Source organism: Streptomyces sp. NPDC043854 (assembly GCF_056436005.1).
The window spans coordinates 1-4,343 of sequence record NZ_JBWKDK010000117.1 but is presented as its reverse complement, the minus strand read 5'-3'; the positions used below and the strand labels follow the sequence as shown (position 1 = coordinate 4,343).

Below are 4,343 nucleotides of genomic sequence, written 5' to 3'. Positions count from 1 at the left end.
GAGGTGACGGGCCGCTTGCGCAGCATCTGCCGGTAGGCGTTGTAGCGGGGGATGCCGCGTTCGCGGTCGCGGAGGATGTCGACGGTGCCGAGGTCCATGTGCTCGCCGGACAGCCGGAGCAGCTTGCGCAGGGCCTCGGGGTGGTTGTGCAGGACCAGGGCGCCGGGGTGGGAGGTGCCGAAGGTGTAGAGCAGGTCGCTCATCCCGAACTCGTCCACGGCCCTCCGGGTGGTGCGGCCCTGCATGTCGTCGAAGCCGATGGTGCGGCGCAGCCGGCCGCCGCGGTGCTCGTGGACGGCGAGCTCGTCGGGGATGAGGGGGTGCAGCCGGTACGCGGAGACGAACTCCTCCGTCATCGAGTACGGGGCGGCGTGGTGGTCGGTGGGCGAGCCGAGGATGCCGCTGAGCATCTCGCCCGAGCCGATCCGGCCGAACCGCTTGCCCACCCAACGGGGCAGCATGCCGTACCAGTTGGCGTTCATGGCGTAGTGCAGCGCGGGTGTGTCGAGGATGCCGGGCGTCCACTCCACCGTGTGGATCTTCGCGAGGAGGGCGGTGTTGACCAGCCGCGCGGTCTGGAAGATCCGTTCGTCGTCCCAGGTGGGGTGGTGGGAGCGGACCATGTCGCAGATCGCGTTGTGCTCCTTGGTGAACAGGTGGTGCAGCAGCGACAGGCCCGCCCAGTAGTCGTGGTTCATACCGGTCCAGTCCAGGCAGTCCCGATCCGGGCGCGGGTCGGCGGGCAGTCGGCCGTCCTCGCCGAGGGTGAGCTTGCCGTGCTCTCCGGTGCGCAGGGCGCGGCAGCGCTCCTCGTCGCTGCCGTAGAGCTGGGAGCCGTCCCACCAGTGGGTGACCGTGTTCTCGTACGTGGGCGGGGCGTCGGGGGTGGTGTGGGCCACCCGGTCGGGCTGGGTGCGGTTGATCCGCATGGGGCAGGTGCCGCCGTGGGCCTCCCAGTCGTCGTCCGGGGCCAGGGGCACGGTGAAGGGCTCCACGGAGGTGTTGTCGCCGTGGTTGGCCCAGCCGTGCATCTGGAACTGGATCCAGGCCGCGGCGAGGAGGTTCAGCGTGGTGGCGGGCACGAAGGAGCGGCGGGCCAGGAGCTGCCGGCTGATCTCCCGGGGGCTGGGGGTCATCAGCTCCGCGTCCGACTCCGGGTAGGCCATCTCCAGCGGGGCGTTGCGGTCGAGCCGGGTGCCGACCCGGCCCATGTCCTCGTCGTACGGGTCGTAGCCGGAGCCGTCGTACGACCGGTGGGGCAGCAGGTGGGCGGTGGCCCTGCGGGGGCGCTCGCCGCCCGCGGCGAAGGTGTCGTACAGGTTCTTGCGGCGCAGGTCCTCGCGGAGGGTCCGCAGGTTCAGCAGGGCGAGCGGCAGGGGGAGCTGGTGCCATTCCCAGTGGGCGTTGATCCCGGCGAAGGCGGCCGAGCCGAGGCGTTCCAGCAGACCGGCGGGCCCGTAGGGCGCGGTCACCCAGGTGCCGGGCTGCGGCTGTGTCCCGGGGGCGGGGGCGGGGGCGGCGGTGCGGGTGGTGGGGGCGGTGTCGGTCATCGGGGCCTCGTGGTGTCGGCCGGCCGGCGGTCTCCGGCTCGGCGGTCGGAGAGCGGGCGGGAGCGGTGGGAGCGGGCGGGATCGGGCGGGAGCGGGCGGGAGCGGGTGGTGCCGGGGGAGGTCAGCGGGGTACGAGGCCCAGCCGGACGCCGGCGGTGTCCACGATCAGCGGCAGCGGGCCCGAGGACGGCAGCGCGGGCCGGGCCCCGGTGAGGCGGTTGCCGCGCAGGAGTTCGGCGCACAGGGCGGTGGTGACCAGCAGCCCCAGGTTTTCCCCGGGGCAGCGGCCGCCGCCGTGGCTGAACGGCGCGAACTGCAGGATCCCGGTCGCGCCCGGGGCCAGCCAGCGGCCGGGCACGAACGCGTCGGGCGCGGAGACCCGGTGCGGGTCCCGATTGTGGAACAGGGCGGGGACCAGGACCGACGTGCCCGCCGGGTAGGAGACGCCGCGCCAGGTGGTGGGGGCCCGGGTGACCCGTACCAGGTCGGGCACCAGCGGGAACAGCCGCAGGGACTCGCGGACGCAGGCCTGGAGCCGGGGCAGGAGCGGACCGCCGCCGGCGGACACCTCGCCGTGGACGGCGTCCTGCTCGGCCGGGTGGGTGGCGATGAGCAGCAGGGTGCGGGCGGCGACCGGCGCCAGGCCGTCCAGGGCGAGCAGCCAGTGGTGGGCCTGGCCGATCGGGTCGAGGGTGCCGTCCGGGTCCGGGTGGGTCAGGGCCCGGGCGGCCAGGGTGTGCGCGGGCGCCTCGGCGGCGTACGCCGCGATCCGCGCGCCGGCCTGGGCGTACAGCCTCCGCGCCGCCTGGGCCTGCTTCCTGCGCTTGCCCATCCAGTTGCCCTCGTTGCGCAGGGCGAACAGCCACTCGGTGAGCTGCCGGTCGTCGGCGGCCGCCTCGCCCAGGACGATGCGGCGGGCGGCCCGCTGCACCGCGCGTTCGATCGCCGGCGTGTCGAGGACGCTGCGGGCGGTGAGCCGCCGGGCCTCGTCGGCGACCACGGCGAGGTACTCCGTGCCGCAGGGGTGGACGGGCTCGGCGGCGGCCACGACCTCTTCGTTGATCTTCCGTCGCTGTTCGCGGAGTTCGCCGTGCGAGCAGATGACCCCGGTGGGCTCCAGGATCGCCAGGCCGGCGGTCTTGTCGGGGGAGTCCATGGCCAGCGTACGAACGGGTTCGGCGTAGAACCGGCGGAGCTCGGGCTCGTCGAGGAGGACCAGCATGGGCCCGGACATGCCCTTGAGCAGCACGGGTGCCCCGCCGTGCCGGGCGCGCAGGGCGCGCAGGGTGGCCGCGGACCAGGCTGGCTGCCCGACGGCGGCGTAGACCTTGACCACGGCGGGGCGGGCGTTGACGAACCCGCGGACGAAGGCGGGCAGGGTGTGCGTGGCGAGGAAGCGGAGGTTCTCGGCGGCCCCGGCGATGGCCGGCGCGGGGGTTCCGGCGGCGGCGTCGAGTCCGCGGCCGGCGGCCCGGGTGGACTGGCTCATGCCTCGATCACCTTTCGGGGGTTCTGACGTTGGCCGGGAACGGCTGTGGAGCGATGCCCGGTCACGGTAAGCGACCGGCGTTGCCGTCCTTCCCAACGCCATGCGGCAAATCGATTCTGCATGCCCCGGCTGAGGGAACCTGGTTGACCGGCGCCGGTCCGCCCCGAGGCGGCAGCGCGTGCTCGTCACGCTGCGTGCACGCACCCGGTCCATGCAGGCCAGCCGTCGCGGGACTGCCCCCGGCGGTCCGTGGCGGTGACGCATGGGGTTGGCGAGAAAGCGCTGCACCAAGCGCAGTACGCGGTTCGCTGTAGAGATCGTCCCGCTCTCCTCCCCTGCTCCTGCCCGAGGATGACGGACCATCACCGACCGGGGCAGATTCGAACGACACCTCAGAACGATGTGAAGCACCTGTGGTGATCGAGAGGGTGTGACTGCGACGCAGCGGTGCTCGACGGACCGAACTCCCGCCGGACAGCGGCTGTTTCGCCGGGCGCGCCCCCTCATCGGGCGTGCCCGGGCCACACCACACAGGAGAGTGCTTTGTCGAACAACGTGTTAGTCCGCCAGACGGCCATCGCCACCGCGCTCGTGTGCGCGCTCACCGGCGGCGCCCTGGCCGCGAGCGTCCCGGCCGCGACCGCTGCGACCGCCGCGCCCGTCGCCCCCGCTCCCGTCACCGCCGAGGCCGCGGGGGCCCCGGCGGACACGGGCGGCGGCGGCCAGGGCGAGGTCACCCCCGTCCAGGGGCCCACCGGCCTGGCGCCGAAGCAGAGCGTGCTGGCGCCGAAGATCAGCCGTACGGAGACCATCCGCCGGGCCAAGAACTGGGTCGGCAAGGGCCTCGACTACAGCTGGACGAACTACTACCAGGGCTACCGGATGGACTGCTCCGGCTACGTCTCCATGGCGTGGAAGCTCGGGGCCTCCCTCACCACGGACACCTTCGGCCCGCGCGGCGTGACCGAGCGCATATCGAAGAACGAGCTGAAGCCCGGCGACGCACTGCTGAACAACGGCTCCGGGGCCAACGGCCACGTGGTCCTGTTCGAGAAGTGGGCCGACGACAGCCGCACCAGCTACATCGGCTTCGAGTTCACGCCGAGCGGCGTGCACCACCGCAAGATCCCCTACCCCTACTTCTCCGGACACGGCACCTACGTCCCGGTCCGCAACAAGTCCGTCGTCGACGACGTCCCCTTCGACCCCGGGATGGCGGAGCTGTCGGGCGGTGACTTCAACGGCGACGGCCGCAAGGACCTCGTCGCGGTCCACGTGGAGAGCGGCAAGCTGTACCTCTACCC

Annotated in this window: 3 protein-coding genes; 1 reads left to right on the top strand and 2 read right to left on the bottom strand. The window is 73.1% G+C overall.

Annotated elements, in window-relative coordinates:
- Nucleotides 1-1,550: peroxidase family protein (locus tag AC068A_RS37140; protein ID WP_478590711.1), on the bottom strand; the 1,550-nt coding region annotated here is incomplete at its 3' end.
- Nucleotides 1,551-1,671: 121 nt separating this feature from the next.
- Nucleotides 1,672-3,039, bottom strand: coding sequence for a cytochrome P450 (locus AC068A_RS37135; protein WP_478590710.1), 1,368 nt, complete (start codon nt 3,037-3,039; stop codon nt 1,672-1,674).
- Nucleotides 3,040-3,582: 543 nt separating this feature from the next.
- On the opposite strand from AC068A_RS37135, the gene AC068A_RS37130 reads away from it, so the two are divergent.
- On the top strand, nt 3,583-4,343 hold a 761-nt coding region (locus AC068A_RS37130), incomplete at its 3' end, for an NlpC/P60 family protein (RefSeq protein ID WP_478590709.1).

Bases quoted from the DNA above. Each gene is read 5' to 3' on its own strand.
- AC068A_RS37135 (WP_478590710.1), bottom strand. From the start codon at position 3,039: ATGAGCCAGTCCACCCGGGCCGCCGGCCGCGGACTCGACGCCGCCGCC.